This is a genomic window from Saccharothrix isguenensis (assembly GCF_052936305.1).
Genome location: NZ_CP193626.1, coordinates 5,431,318 through 5,444,333 on the forward strand (window position 1 = coordinate 5,431,318; position 13,016 = coordinate 5,444,333).

Genomic DNA, 13,016 nt, shown 5'->3' on the forward strand with positions numbered 1-13,016 from the left:
ATCACCCATGCGCACACGGCTCCACTCCGCATTGACTCTGCCGCTCACCACGTTGCTGCTGCTGAGCTGCACCGGAAGCCCGCCGGAGCACGAACCCGAGCAGCCCGGGAGCGCCGGTTTCGTGGTGTCGTACGCGGGCGCGGCCGGGCGGCTGGACGGGCTGGACCCGGTCGAGTCCGCCGCGCAGGTGCGGGACTGGGCGCGCACCGCGCTGGCCGCCCACCTGGAACTGGACAGCGCGAAGCTGCGTGACGCGGCCTACGACACGCTGCCGGTGCGCGACGGTGGGTTCGCCGACCTGTCCCGGCAGGCGACCGGCCCGGGGCGGGCGCTGTTCGACGGCGAGACGCTGCACCTCCTCGTGCCCACCGACGACGAGCACCGCGCCCGGACCATCGCGCACCTGCTCGACCAGCACCGCACCGACTCGGGCGGTGATCCGCGGCAGGTGCGCGTCCACCCGTACGCGGTGCGCGCCGACACGAACACGATCGACATCACGGCCGAGGAACCGGCGTCCGCCGCCGACGTGCGCGAAGCGAACGGGTACGTGTCGATGCGCGTGGACGGCGACAAGGCGGCGCTGACGGAGTTCCTGGCCAAGACGGAGGCGCTGTCCACGCTGGAGAGCCGGGACGGCGGGATCTGGGCGGGCGGCTGGGACTGGCCGGGCGACGGGGCCGGCCTGACGTTGGAGGAGGTGTCGACGCTCCAGCGCGGGTACGCGCGCGGCTCACCGACGCCCGGTTTCTCGCTCGACCCCGGCCCGGAGGAGACCGCCGCGGACCTGCGCGCGGTGCTGCCGGACATCAGCGGCGAGATCATCGACCGGGTGCTGGTCGACGACTGGAGCGGCTCGCCGTTCGCGTCGGCCGACGAGCTCACCGGGTACGTCCAGGACTTCCTGTACTTCGACGCGGTGCCGCCGGCGGACCTGGCGCGGTTCGGCCTGACCGACGACCGGGTCCAGCTGTGGGGCCTGCTCGCCGCCTTGTCCGGCCGGTCGGTGTACAGCCAGGCCCGGTACGACGGCGGGCTGGCCGGCACCACCATCGGCGTCACCCTCTTCTACACCGACTACGTCGCCAAGCACTGGGCGAGCGGCGTGGGCACGGGCGTGCCGGCGAACGCCGTGGCGGGTTTCGTACCCGACCCGGACGCCCGGACGCCGTGGAGCCAGTGCACCACCGGCACGCTCAGCGAGAGCGGCCGGCTGTGGCTGGGGCAGAACGACTCCGCGTTCGCGTTCGACGACAGGTCCATCAGCATCGGCGCCCAGTCCACCCGCCTGTTCTCGCGGTCGGACGGTGACGACGGCGGCGAGGTGGAACCGAGCTACGCGTTCGGCCGCGGCCTGAAGTGGTGGGACCAGAACTACCAGGCGGTGGCCGACTACGAGCCGCAGTACCAGCGGCTGGACCAGATCATGCGGTGGAGCGGCGCGCTGGAGTGGCTGGTCGCCAAGACGTCCTCCCGGCTGCCGCAGTCGGCCGACTCGGAGATCCGGTCCGACATCGGCTTCGCCGAGTGGTACGCGGGGAACGCGGAGCTGCGCGAGCGCGGACCGATCCGGTTCGTCACGCCGCCTTCGGCCACCGAGGAGGCGATCGCGCCCGAGCCGTCGCGGACGTTCGACAGCTGCGGCTACCGGACGATCTACGGCGGTGTGTCGCTCGGCGACGTGATCGCCCGGAAGGGCTCGGAGGCGAAGCGGGCCGACCTGCCGGGGCCGGTGAACCGGGCGGGCGCGGGCGGTGACTCGACCTTCGACCCCGTCACCGGCAGCGGTTCGATCAAGCAGAAGGCGCTGGACGCGGACGGCAAGGTCGTCGACCACCTGGAGCACCGGTTCTCCGCGGAGAACGGCGTCACCACCGTGGAGGCGGTGGGCGGCCCGCGCGAGGTGGTGTCGCTGGGCGGCCTGAAGGTGCTGGTGGACGGCAGCCGCACGGTGACGACACGGATCGACGCGCAGGACGGGAAGGTCTCGCAGCGGTCCGAGCACCTGGGGCACGAGGTGGGCGAGCTGACCGCGGTGAAGGCCGCGGACGTGGTCACGGTCCACTGGCGGCGCGGGGTGCTGGACCGGGTCCGGACCGTGCTCGAATCCGTCCAGCAGCGGTTGACCGCGTCACCGTCCGAGGCGCTGCCGCCGGTGAAGGACGGTGTGCTGCACACGCTCCAGCACCCGTCGGGCCGGGTGGAGCACCGGGTGGACCCCGACTGGTCGGTGTCGATCAGCGGTGACCAGCCGCCGCCGGGTGGCGTGACGTTCAGGCTCGGCGCGCCCAGGCCGGGTGGCGGGGAGCCGCGGTTCCTGTACGGCAAGGTGGAGCGGACGAGCGACCCCGTCGCGGACAGCTGGCTGGACATCACGCCGGCCACCGCCGACCAGGCGGCGACCGCGGTCTTCGCCGAGCGCCCGGCCGCTGACGCGGGGACCGTCACGGTGACCACCAGGTCCGGTCGGACCTCGACCCTGCACGTGGTGGACGGCCACGTCCGCCACCCCGCCGACGACCCGGTGCTCGGCACGGTGGAGGGCATGGCGCTGACCGCCGAGTTCCCGCGCGTGCTGCACGCCAGGAACGAGGCCGTGGCGGCGAACGACGGCCTGTACCGGCCGGTCGCGCTGGGTGACGCCGTGGCGCTGGTCGGCGCGACCGAAATCCGGTTGCTGGGCGTCGGTGACGCGTGGAGCTTCCGGGTGCGCGGTGCGCTCCACGGTGACGGCGCCCGGACGATCCTGGTGCGGCTGGACGGCGACCGGCTCCTGCTGGTCGACCGGGGTCCGCTCGACGTCGGTCAGCGCAAGGACCTGACGTACGGCGAGGTCCTCGACCAGCAGAAGAGCGACCCCTACCTGCACGAGCACTTCCGCGAGTCGATGTCGGCGGAGGACGGGCGGATCGTCACCGCGTCGATCCCGCGGGACACGAAGGTCCGGGTGAGGGAGGCCGTCGTCGTGGGCAAGCCGGTGCTCGACGCCTCCACCCGGCCGGACGCCCGCACGCACGCCGGCGCCGAGTGGTTCCGGGTCGGCCCGCCGCGCGGCGCGACCAGGGTCGACGTCGGCACCAACGCCACCGTGACGGGGTCGCCCGCGCCGACCGCCACGACCGCCGCCGACGGCAGCACCCCGGCGGGTGCGGCGGCGACCGTCCTGCTGGTCTGCCCGGACACCGACGACGAGCCGGCCGGGTGCGATGGCGCGTGACTTCGAGGTCGCCCCGGACAGCCCGGTCGGCCGTGCCCTCGGCGCGGCACGGCGGGCGGTCGAACGGGCCGACGTCCGACGGGCCGACGCCGCCTACGAGACCGTCTTCGAGTTGGCGGGCGGCGGACCGCTCGGCGAGTCGGTCGCGATCGACCACGTGGACGCGCTGCTGGCGTCGGGCGCGGTGACGCGGGCGGCGGAGCGGTGCGAGGAGTACGCCGGGTCGCTGGGTCCGGATCACGTCGAGTTGCTGGTGCTGCGCGCCGAGATCAGCAGCGCGGCCGGTGACCAGGCACGGGCCGGTGACGACGTGAAGGCGGTCCGTGCCGCGCTCGACCGCGGCGCCGTGCTCGGGCCCGAGGAGCACGCGCGGTTGCTGCGGCTGGACGGCCTCGTGGCCGCCGACCGGGGCGAACTCCTGCTCGCGGAGCGGGAGCTCGGGCGGGCGAGGGACGCGTTCGTGGCGCTGGACCACGAGAAGGGCGTGGCCCGCGTCGACGGCGACCTGCTCATGCTCGCCGTGCGGCACGGTGTGGAGTCGGCGGTGTCGGACGTGGTCGCCGGGCCGCCGCCGCGGACCACGGCCGACTACTTGTTGCGCGCCTTGGCCTTCCGCCGTGAGCTGCGGTACGAGGAGGCCTACCGGACGTTGCTGGAGTGCCTGGAGCGGACCGCCGTGGACCCGGCGCTGCGGCTGCCCGTGCTGGAGGACCTCACCGCGCTGCTGTGGTTGATCCGGCGGCCGGAGTTGGCCGAGCGGCTGCGGCCGATGCTGCTCGACGCCGCCGGGCACGCGCCCGACCCGGTCGCGGCACGGCGGGAGGTGGACCGGCTGTCGCCCGGCGGCGTGGCCGATCCCGGCCGGTCGCCCCGGTTCGAGCGGCGGGTCGAGTACGCCCGCCGGCTGCTCGTCGCCGGTCGGCCGGCGGAGTCGGAGCAACTGGTCCTCGAACTCCGCGACCTGGCGTCCGGTGACCGTGACGCGGCGGCGTGGCACCTGACCGCCGGTGAGCTGGAATGGGTCCGGTACGGCGAGTCCGGTGACGCCTCGTCCCTGAGCGAGGCGGCCGGCCACTTCGCCGCGGCGGCCGGGCGGGCGACGTCCACAGCGCTCGCGGAGACGCGGGTGCTGGCGCTGCGGCTGCTCGGCCGGGTGTTGTTCGAGCTGGAGGACGAAGAGCGGGCCGATGCGTGCTGGGTCGAGGCGTACGGGTTGGAAGAGCGGGTGGCCGCGCGGCAGGACAGCGACACCGTGCGGGTGCGGATGCTGCTGTCCGCCTCGAACGAGCACGACGAGCGCATCCGTGCGGCCCACGACGCGGTGACCGTGCGGGGGCAGCAGGCGGTGGCCGGGATCGTCGTGGCGATGGAGCAGGCGCGCGGGGCGACCATCCTCGACGGCCTCGTGCCCGGTGGGGTGCGTTCGCTCCGCGACCTGCCCCGGATCAGCGACCTGGACGCCGCGTGGCGGTGGGTGGGCGAGGTGACCCGCGACCTGCCGAAGTCACAGGTGGTGTGGATGCTGCACGCCACGCCGCACCGGCTGCACCACGTCGTGCTGGGTCGCGGCACGCTGCGCCACTGGACCGCGCCGGTCGGCCGGGAACGCCTCGTCACGGCGGTGACCGGCCTGAAGGCGTTGTGGGGCGAGGACGACCTCGGCATCGGCAGCGGCGGGTTCGAGCGGTGCCTGGCCGAGATCGCCGGCTTGCTCGGCCTCGACCCCCTCCCGCGCGAACTCCCGGCGCACGTCGACCGGATCGCCGTCGTGGCGGGTGGTGCGCTGTCCGACGTGCCGTTCACCGCCCTGGTCCCGCCCGGCGCGGAGCACCGGCTCGGTGAGCGGTTCGCGTTGTCCGACCTGCCGTGCCTGTCGGCGAGGAGTCCGCTGCGACGCCGGTCACGGGCGCGGCGCGGCGACCGGATGCTGCTGGTCAGCGGACCGGACCCGCTGCTCGTCACCGCCGCGGACCGGCCGCGCCGCACGGTGTTGAACGGTGATCGGGCTACCGCGGCCGGACTGCGCGCGGCGCTCGACCGCCGCCGGCACCACCAGATCCGCATCGACAGCCACGGCGTGCACGACCACGACGACTCGACCTGGTCGTGGCTGCAACTCGCGCCGGACGGGCCGGAAGGCCGGCTCCGGTCCGACGACCTGCGGCAGCTCGACCTGAGCGGCTGCGGGACGTTCGTGATGGGCGCCTGCGAGTCCGGCATGGCCAACCGGGTCGGCAAGGACGAGCCGGTCGGCCTGGTGCGTGCCGCGTTGCAGGCGGGCGCGGCGTCGGTCGTCGCGGCCAGGTGGGTGGCGGACGACGACGTGGCCGCCGCCGTGCTCGACCGGTTCGAGCACTACACCCGCTACCTGCCGCGTGACGTCGCGTTGAAGCGGGCCCAGGACGACATCGTGCGCGGTGACGTCCTGGTCTCGTACGACCAGGACCACCCGGCCCTCTGGGCCTGCTGGGCCGTCTACGGCGACCCGGGGTGGCAGACGGCGGCCGGTCCCGTCCGCCGGCTGATCCGCCGGACCATCGACAACTGGAGGCGACGTGCCGCACACCGCTGACCGCCCGCACGTGTTCCTGTCGTTCTCGGGGAACGACCGCGACTCGGCCCGGCTGCTCGCCAAGGAGTTGGGGGCGCGCGGTTTCGAGGCCTTCGTGGACGAGCTGAGCATCGCGCCGGGCGCGGACCTGCTGCTCGCGATCAACCGCGGCATCGACGAGTCGGACTACTTCGTGCTGCTGTGGTCGCGGCACACGCTCGACCGGAAGTGGGTGGCCGCCGAGTGGACCGCCGCGTTGGCCCGCGACCTGGACCAGCGGCGGTGCTTCCTGTTCGTGGTCCGACTGGACGACACCCCGTTGCCGACGCTCCTCGCTCCGCGCAAGTACCTTGACGCGCACGGCGACCTGGTGCCGGTGGCGGACGCGCTGACCGGGGTGTGGCGGCGCGATTCCGACGTGGGGACACCCGTGCTGCCGCCGCCCGGCGTGTCCGCCGCGAACGGCCCGACGATCACGGTCTACGTGCGGAACCGGGCGTTGGAGGTGGCGCACGCGGTGCAGGTCCCCGTCGGGACCACCGGGAGGAGCCTGAAGAACCTGGTGCGGTTGGCGCTCGCGCTGCCCGAGCAGGAGACGAAGTTCGACGGTGCGGTGGGGATCAGGTTCGGCTACGAGCTGCTGCGGGGCGGAACCCCGATCCCGGACGACATGGCGGCGCTGACGGACCTCGCGGACGGCGACACCGTCGACCTGGAGGTGCGGGTGGAGTCGTTCGGGCCGGACGGCACGTTCGCCCAGTCCCGGTTCCGGACGGACCGGACGCGCGGCCGGCGACCGGAGGCGCGACCCAGGGCGGCGTTCGACCACCTCATCCCCCGGCGTCGCCCCAGGTGACGCCGTAGGACAGGTTCGGCTTCAGGTCGGTGAACGCCAGGTGCACCTCACCGGCCCCGTTCGCGGTGACGCGTTCGCGGCTCGACTCCGGGTCGGCCAGCTCGATCGGCAGCGTGTCCTGGAGCCGCCAGATCGCGCCGGGCACCCTGCCGGGACCGAACCGGACGTGCAGGCGGAACGACGCGCAGGGGAAGCGCGGGGTGCACACGTAGTACGGCGCGATGCCGCGTTCGGGCGAGAGCCGGATGCGGAACGAGTACTCGTGCTCCTCGTCGCGCCCCAGCGGTTCCGGCAGGCGCAGCGCGAACCCGATCCGGTTGGTCGACTTCCGGGCCCGGTCGGTGAGCACCCCGCCGTACAGGACGTCCAGGCCCACGTCGTCCAGCGGGCCGCGCCCGGGGTCCGGAGGTTCCAGCGTCACGGACAGCTCGACCTCGGCCAGCCCGTCCTGCTCGGCGACGATCCGCCGGGTCTCGATCACCTCCGGCACCGGCAGGTCGAGCACGACGGCGGCGCTCAGGTCGAGCGTGCGCCAGGGCAGGTCGGTGACGGGCCGGAGGGCGTCCGGGTCGAGCGCGCGTTGGGCGATCCGGAGCAGGGCGTCGTCGATGCGGCGGCGGGCGGTGCGGTCGTCGCGCTCGATCAGCCGCGCCACCGAGCGGACCCGTTCCTGGTAGAGGCGGGCGTCGCCGTCGAGTCCGAACGCCTGGGACACCGCCGTCCTCAAGTCCTCCGGGAGGTCCTTGGCGTGGCCGGTGAGCCAGTCCCGGAGCTGCCGGCGGACGCGCGCCGGGCCGTCGTCGTCGCCGATGCCGACGAGCCGGCGCAGCGGCGGCGTGACCCGGGTGTCGACGTCGGCGCTCTCGATCCCGCGGCCCTTGCGCAGCGACTTCAGTTCGCCGACGAGTTCGGCGACGCCGATCTCCACCCCGCACCTCCCCTGCGTGCCGATGGGCACAGCGTGCCACGTCCGGCGCGGTGCGGGGCGGGCACCGGCGCCGGTGTTCCGGGGTTTCCGATTGTTTCCCCCGGCTGGAAACCACTGTCCGCGCCGAGGTGGGATCGGCATCCTTCCGGGTGTCGGGTATGTCGCTCCCGACACCCGAGAAGTGGAGGTGAGCCCGTCATGCACACTCACGCGATCCTCATGCTGATCCGCGGTTTCCCGTTCGGCTGAGCGAGCACCCGGCGATGCCCGCGCCAGGCCATAATGCGGCGGTGACCTCTCGGGCGACGGAGTTCGGCAGGGAGCTGCGGCGGCGACGTGAGGCGGCCGGGTTGTCGCTGACGGCGTTCACGGCGCGGGTCCACTACAGCAAGAGCCACCTGAGCAAGGTGGAGAACGGCCACGCCACGGCGAACCGGGAGTTCGCGGTGGCGTGCGACTCCGTGCTCCACGCGGGCGGAGCGCTGGCGGCCCTGGTCGCCGTGCCGGAGCCGGTCGGGTTCTCCGGGCTGCCGGCGGTGACGTCGCACTTCACCGGGCGGGACGCGGAACTGCGCCGGATCACCGCGGTGCTGGTCGGCGGATCCGCGTCGGTGTGCGTGCTCGACGGCATGGCGGGCGTGGGCAAGACGACGCTCGCGCTGCGCGCCGCGTGGACCGCCGAGGCGCACTTCCCGGACGGCTGCCTGTTCCTGGACCTGCGCGGCTTCACCCTCGGCGACACCGGGCCGACCGGTGACGACGTGCTCGACCGGCTGCTGCGCATGCTCGGCGTCCCGGCCGAGGACGCGCCGCGCGACGAGGACGGCCGGGCCAACTTCTACCGCGACAGACTGCGGGGCAAGCGGATGCTGTTGGTGTTCGACAACGTCCGCAGCGCCCGGCAGGTCATGCCCCTGCTACCGGCCGAACCGAGGTGCCGAGTGCTGATCACCAGCAGGAACCGCCTGAACGCGTTGGACGACGCGGTGCACGTGTCGGTGGGCATGCTGTCCACCGCGCAGGCCGTGGAGCTGTTCCGCGCGGTGGCGGGTGAACGGGCGCTGCCCGTCGACGACCGGGCGGTGGAGCGCATCGTGGAGCACTGCGGACGGCTGCCGCTGGCCGTCCGGATCGCCGCCGCCCGGTTCCGCGGCAGTCCGATGTGGACGTCGACGGACTTCGTCGCGCGGCTGGCGGACGAGACGGTGCGGCTGGGCACGCTGGACGACGGCGAGCGCAGCGTCACGGCCGCGTTCACGCTGTCGTACCGGGGCCTCCCGGCGGACCAGCGGCGGATGTTCGGCCTGCTGGCCCTGCACCCCGGGCGTGAGGTGGGTGCGCGCAGTGCCGCCGCGCTGGCCGGGGTGGGTGTCGCGGAGGCGGAGCGGCTGCTGGCGCGGTTGTACGACGCGTACCTGGTCACGCAGCGGCCCGGCGGCTACACGGGGTTCCACGACCTGATGCGGGCGTTCGCGCTGGAACACGTCCTGCCCGCGATCCCCGTCGCCGACCGGGACGCCGCCGTGCGCCGGCTGTCCGACCTGGCGCTGGCCACCACGGCGGCGGTGGACGGACTGCTGGTGCCGCAGCGCTACCGGCCCGCGCTGGAGCCGGACGACCCGCCGCCGGTGGTCGAGGGGTTCACCGACGCGGAGTCGGCGCTGGCGTGGCTGGACGTGGAGTGGCCGAACCTGGTCGCGCTGTGCGGCATGGTGTCCGAGCGGGGCTGGCACCGGAAGTGCTGGCAGTTGGCGTTCCTGCTGCGGGACTTCTTCTTCCGCGCCAAGCTGTGGGACGCGTGGATCCACACCCACCGGCTCGCGGCGGCGGCGGCACGGGCGGCGGGTGACACGACCGCGCTGGCCATGACGTTGAACAACCTCGGCATGGCGCACGTGGACCGGGGTGACCTGGAGGCGGCGTCGGCGCACTACGAGGAGGCGTTGGCGCTGTTCCGGGCTTCCTCGGACGAGCACGGCACCACCAGCGCCCTGTCGAACCTCGCCTGGGTGAACCTGTACCTCGGTGACCACCGGAAGGCGTTGCGGGACATGGAGACCGCGCTGGAGTCGTACCGCCGCGCGGGCTCGCGCCGCAACGCCGCCATCACGTTGCGCGGGATGGCGTTGACGGAGACCGAGCTGGGCGCGTTCGAGGATGCCGTGCGCCACGGCGTCGAGGCGCACGACGAGTTCGTCGCCCTGGGGCTGGACCTGGACCTGGCGATGGCCCTGAACTGCCTGGCCTGGACCCACTTCCGCGCCGGGCGGCCCGAGGAAGCCGTGGCCTGGTACGACCGCGCCGCCGAGCAGGCCGCCCGCTGCGGCAGCAGCCACGAGGTCGCGCGCGCCGAGACGGGTCTCGCCAACGCAGCGGCCAGTGCCGGCGACCACGACACTGCCCACCGCCTCTGGACCTCCGCCGCCACCACTCCCCTGGACCCGGTCGTGGTGGGCGAGGAGCGGGTGCGGCGGTCGCTGGTCGAGGGCTGACCCGGCTACTCCGCGCCGATGGCGGCCAGCGCGTCGCGGCACGATCTCGACAACTCCTCGTCGGCGCGGACCTGGTCGCTACTCCACATGTCGTCCCTCACCCCGTGCCGCCGGGGACGCGCCAGTTCGTCCCGCAGCAGCGCCACGGCCACGTGCAGGCGTCGCCAACCGCTGTCGTCCGGGGCGGAGAGCAACGCGCAGCGCGGGGACGTGCGCAGCAGCGGTTTCCCCCAGCCCGGCGATCGCCTCCACGGCCCTGGTGTCGTCCAGGTGGCGCGCCAGGACCGGCAGCACGAGGTCCGAGTGCGCCGAGCGCTTGCATGGCGGACGTGTCCGGCAGCAGATCACGCAGCCGCGCCCGGATGAGGGGCACGAAGTCGGCCGCCAGGGATCCGAGCATGCGGACGACGTGCCCGATGTCCTGCGGCGGTTCGGCGCGTTCGAGCGCCCACCGGACCGGCTCCACCGCCCTCGGGTCGCGCAGCGCGGCCAAGGCGTGCGGGGTCGGCCCGGTGCCGGGCAGGCCATTCGGCCACAGCGTGAGCCACGCCGGCAGCCCGGTGTCCGTGCGCGGCCACCTCGTGGAGGTGCTGCAACGCGGACGCGGCGGCTGCCGGGACGTGCGGTTCCGCGGCGTGGAGTTGTGCCCCGACCAACCGGACCGGCTGCTCGTGGTCGCCCCGCCACCCCTGGATCAGGACGCTCGTGAGCGTGACGGCGTCACGTCGCTGCTTCCAGTCGGGTGACTCCAGCATGGGGACCAGCAGCCGTGGGGCGCACGTCGGCCGGCCGCCCGCGTCTCCGCCTGTTCGCGCAGGGCTCCCAACAAGGTCGGGGTGGAGAACCCGGCGGGTTCCGGGGCCGGGGCGCCGACGGTGCAGACCTCGGCGACCAGCTCCGACGCGACGCCGACCACGTCGCCCGGCAGGGCGTCCGGGGCGAAGCGCGCCAGCTCGGTGAGCGCGGTGATCCGCGGCGTCGGGTCGGTGTGGTCGGCGATCACCTCCGCCGGGCGGACCGCGAGCGACGGGAGTTCCGCCCGCGCGCCGAACGTCCCGAGCGCCGTCACGATGGCGGTCCGCGCCTGAGCGTCGGTTTCGCTCCGCAGCCGGTCGACCACGACGTCCACGACGTGGGCGGTCTCGGCCCGGCACACCGTCAGCGCCTCGCACGCGGCCCTCCGCACCGCCGGGTCCCGGTCGTCCAGCGCGGTCAGGAACAGCGGGAACGCCTCGGCCACCGCGTCGGTCGCCTGCCGTTCGAGGGTTCCCGGAGCGAGATCCCCTCCGGATCGCCGATGCTCGCCGGCAGCTCCACCACGTCGACCCGACCCGGCAGCCCGACCCGACCGGAGATCCGGACCAGGAACGGGATCGCGGCCAGCGTGCTGTCGTAGATGGACCCCTGGTGGTGCACGGCGGCGTACACGCCGTCCAAAGGCGTGTTCCAGCGCGCTCCAGTCGATGTCGTCCAACCCGGCGAAAGATCCACCGGATGAGGCTACCGACGCCGTTGCCACGCGGCGCTGTCCGGCAGGCCCGGTGGAATTCCGACCACGGGGCCGGGGCCGTCGGGCTACGACCGGGCGGGGGTGAGCGCGACGGGCAGCGTGAGGTGGCCGTTGGTGATGAACGACTGGACGGGGCGCAGCGCGTCGGCGGGCACGGCAAGCGCCATGTCGGGGAAGCGGTCGAACAAGGCCCGCAGCGCCGCCTCGGCTTCGATCCGTGCCAGGGGCGCGCCGAGGCAGTAGTGGACGCCGTGGCCGAAGGCGATGTGCGACTTGTCCGCGCGGGTGATGTCGAACTCGTCCGCGGTGGAGCCGTGGTGGGCCGGGTCCCGTCCGGCCGCCGCGTAGTTCACGATGATCGCGTCACCCTGGCGGATGGTCACGCCGTCCACGGTGATGTCCTCGACGGCGTAGCGCAGCGGCAGGTTCGCCACCGGCGCCTGCCACCTCAGCGTCTCGTCGATCACGTCGGCCCACGTGCGCTCGCCCGTGACGACCATGCGGCGTTGGTCGGGGTGGGTGAGCAGCGCGGTGACGGCGTGGTCGAGGAGGTTGACCGTGGTCTCGAACCCGGCGGCGATCACCAGGAGCAGCGTGTTGACCAGCTCGTCCTCGGTGAGCGTCGCGCCGTCCTCCTCGCGGGCGGCGATCAGTCCGCTGGTGAGGTCGTCGCCCGGTTCGGCGCGCTTGGCGGCGACGAGCCCGTTCAGGATCTCGTAGACCCGGTGCTGGTTCTCCGTCGACTGCTCGGGGGTCATCGTCGTGTCGACGATGCCGTCCACGCTCTTGCGCAGGCCGGCGCGGGCGTCGTCGGGGATGCCGAACAGGAGGCAGATGACCTCGATCGGCAGCGGGTACGCGAACTCGGCGCGCAGGTCGACCAGGTTGGGGCCGGCGGCGAGCCCGTCCACCAGGTCGGCCACGATCCGGTCGACCCGAGGCCGCAGCGCCGCGACCCGGCGGGCGGTGAAAGCCTTGGACACCAACGACCTCAGCCTGCGGTGCTCGGGACCGTAGGCGTTGAACATGTCGTTGACCCCGACCCAGATGTTCAGCGGCCAGTCTTCCGGGATGTCGCCGGCGATCCAGGCGCCCCAGTGTCGGCGCGGGTCCTTGGAGACGCGGGGGTCGGAGAGCAGGTGGCGGACCAGGTCCATGCGGCCCACCGACCACGCCGCGACGCCGCCCGGCAGCTCGACCGGTGTCACGGATCCGCGCGCGCGCAACCGCGTCGCCTCAGCGTGGATGTCACTACCGGTCGGGTCGAGCACGTGGGGGCCGGACGTCATGCGGCCATCGTGGCGGTGCTCGTGTCGCAAGTACAGGGTCGGTCGGCGGCCTACTTCGGTGTGACGCCCCCGGACTGATGACCACTTCCGCGTTCGTCGGCCAGGTGAGCGCGGACGAAGCCGACCCACCTGCTGTTCGCGGTCGCGTTGATCGCGGCCGCGGGTGCGGGTGC

10 protein-coding genes are annotated in these 13,016 nt (G+C 73.7%); 5 read left to right on the forward strand and 5 right to left on the reverse strand.

From position 1 onward, the window contains the following. Positions 1-7: 7 nt before the first annotated feature. From ACRAKI_RS23960 to ACRAKI_RS23970, 3 genes are read left to right on the forward strand one after another with little or no spacing between them, the layout of a single operon-like run. Complete coding sequence (locus tag ACRAKI_RS23960; protein WP_447002758.1) at positions 8-3,217, forward strand: hypothetical protein; 3,210 nt, start codon at positions 8-10, stop codon at positions 3,215-3,217. After that, positions 3,207-5,789 (forward strand): CHAT domain-containing protein, encoded by a 2,583-nt coding sequence (locus tag ACRAKI_RS23965; protein WP_447002759.1) that lies wholly within the window; start codon positions 3,207-3,209, stop codon positions 5,787-5,789. The genes ACRAKI_RS23960 and ACRAKI_RS23965 overlap by 11 nt, the downstream gene beginning before the upstream one ends. Beyond that, the gene (locus ACRAKI_RS23970; RefSeq protein ID WP_447002760.1) at positions 5,773-6,624 is read left to right on the forward strand and encodes a toll/interleukin-1 receptor domain-containing protein; all 852 of its coding nucleotides are present in this window, start codon (positions 5,773-5,775) and stop codon (positions 6,622-6,624) included. The genes ACRAKI_RS23965 and ACRAKI_RS23970 overlap by 17 nt, the downstream gene beginning before the upstream one ends. Here ACRAKI_RS23970 and ACRAKI_RS23975 read toward each other — a convergent pair. Further along, positions 6,599-7,552 (reverse strand): hypothetical protein, encoded by a 954-nt coding sequence (locus ACRAKI_RS23975; protein ID WP_447002761.1) that lies wholly within the window; start codon positions 7,550-7,552, stop codon positions 6,599-6,601. The two genes, ACRAKI_RS23970 and ACRAKI_RS23975, sit on opposite strands and share 26 nt — an antisense overlap. Before the next feature lie 290 nt (positions 7,553-7,842). On the opposite strand from ACRAKI_RS23975, the gene ACRAKI_RS23980 reads away from it, so the two are divergent. Next, the gene (locus ACRAKI_RS23980) at positions 7,843-10,044 is read left to right on the forward strand and encodes an ATP-binding protein (protein WP_447002762.1); all 2,202 of its coding nucleotides are present in this window, start codon (positions 7,843-7,845) and stop codon (positions 10,042-10,044) included. A 5-nt stretch (positions 10,045-10,049) separates the two neighbouring features. Here ACRAKI_RS23980 and ACRAKI_RS23985 read toward each other — a convergent pair whose 3' ends face one another. Then, entirely contained in the window at positions 10,050-10,238 is a 189-nt protein-coding gene (locus ACRAKI_RS23985; RefSeq protein WP_447002763.1) for a hypothetical protein, read from the reverse strand. A gap of 204 nt (positions 10,239-10,442) precedes the next feature. Here ACRAKI_RS23985 and ACRAKI_RS23990 point away from each other — a divergent pair, with 204 nt between their 5' ends. After that, positions 10,443-10,790, forward strand: a complete 348-nt coding sequence (locus ACRAKI_RS23990; protein WP_447002764.1) for a hypothetical protein — start codon at positions 10,443-10,445, stop codon at positions 10,788-10,790. On the opposite strand, the gene ACRAKI_RS23995 is transcribed toward ACRAKI_RS23990, so the two are convergent. From ACRAKI_RS23995 to ACRAKI_RS24005, 3 genes are all read right to left on the reverse strand, one after another. After that, positions 10,739-11,284: a HEAT repeat domain-containing protein gene (locus ACRAKI_RS23995; RefSeq protein WP_447002765.1), complete on the reverse strand. Its 546-nt coding sequence runs from the start codon at positions 11,282-11,284 to the stop codon at positions 10,739-10,741. The genes ACRAKI_RS23990 and ACRAKI_RS23995 overlap by 52 nt on opposite strands. Then, on the reverse strand, positions 11,257-11,535 hold the full coding sequence (locus tag ACRAKI_RS24000; protein ID WP_447002766.1) for a hypothetical protein: 279 nt from the start codon (positions 11,533-11,535) through the stop codon (positions 11,257-11,259). The genes ACRAKI_RS23995 and ACRAKI_RS24000 overlap by 28 nt, the downstream gene beginning before the upstream one ends. An 84-nt stretch (positions 11,536-11,619) precedes the next feature. After that, positions 11,620-12,843: a cytochrome P450 family protein gene (locus ACRAKI_RS24005; protein ID WP_447002767.1), complete on the reverse strand. Its 1,224-nt coding sequence runs from the start codon at positions 12,841-12,843 to the stop codon at positions 11,620-11,622. Positions 12,844-13,016: the final 173 nt, after the last annotated feature.